2 protein-coding genes are annotated in these 1127 nt (G+C 43.8%); both read right to left on the bottom strand.

What is annotated here, in order from left to right; all coding sequences use genetic code 11:
* Positions 1–722, bottom strand: a 722-nt coding sequence (locus FS818_RS28185; RefSeq protein ID WP_260989995.1) for a condensation domain-containing protein, incomplete at its 3' end; no start/stop codon positions are given.
* Between the two features lie 102 nt (positions 723–824).
* Positions 825–1127, bottom strand: a 303-nt coding sequence (locus FS818_RS28190; protein ID WP_145336717.1) for a condensation domain-containing protein, incomplete at its 5' end; no start/stop codon positions are given.

The raw sequence follows: 1127 nt of genomic DNA on the forward strand, positions 1-1127 counted from the left end.
ATCATACTGTTCATCGTAACCTGATGGTACTTGCTTAAGTGCATCAAACGCTCAGTCAGCTCCGCCGAGAACGTATGGTGAACCTCTTCCAAGACATACTCTCCATTAGTAGAATGACCACTTGTTGGAATCGCCGTACGTTGTTCATACCCCGCCAAGTAATCTCTCCAATAGTCAGCTGCTTCTTCACGATCCTGCTTCTCCAACCAATCGATAAATTCGCTATAAGGCTTCACGGCAGGCAAATCAATTTCCTTGCCACTGCAGAGCTGCGTATACATGTAGAAAAACTCTTTCAAGACGATGCCCACGCACCAACCATCCATCAAAATATGATGATGACTCCATATGATCTCATGTTGGTTCTGCCCCGTCTTCAATACGGCAAGTCGAAGCAGTACATCTCTCGTTAGATCAAATCCACGTTTCCGATCCGTTTGTTTGAATTGCTTTACCTTGTACCTAATCTCATCTTTCGTTAACCCTGTAAAATCTTTGAAAACGATTGACGGATTGCGCTTTCTAAGTACAATCTGCAAGGGTGTTTCCAATTCTTCATACATGAACACTGTTCGAAAGATATCGTGCCGATCCATCAAAAGAGAGAGACTCTCTTCCAAATGGGCTTTATGTAGCGATCCTTGAATCGTAAACGACATCTGTTCGAAGTACGCGGAGGATTGAGGCTCCATTAGTGATTGGAACAGCATTCCTTCTTGCATGGGTGAGAGTGGGTACATGGAAATCACGTTATGTTTGCCGTTAACACTCATTATAATCACCTATTTTTCATAATTTTAAATTTGAATACCAACGGTCTCTCCTTACAAATCTTTCAAACGTGTTAAGAGTTTTTCGAACATATCTAGAGGCATCGGTTTACTTGCAACGTCGCTTGGAGTCAATTCCTGCTCGGTTTGTCGCATACAATGGCTGACGATTGAAAGCAACTGCTTTTTGTAGTTGTCCAGCAATCCCTGCATCGTGCTGTCTCGGTACTCATGCTTATCGTATGTTACACTCAGCGTAAGTTTCCCTTCCACTACACTGCCTGCAATGTCCAACGCATGAACCCGCTCCGATTGCGGACTCATTGGCAATCCAGTAGACAGCCCAGACATGGACAT

This window comes from Paenibacillus xylanexedens, assembly GCF_007680605.1.
GTDB classification, from domain to species: Bacteria; Bacillota; Bacilli; order Paenibacillales; family Paenibacillaceae; genus Paenibacillus; species Paenibacillus xylanexedens_B.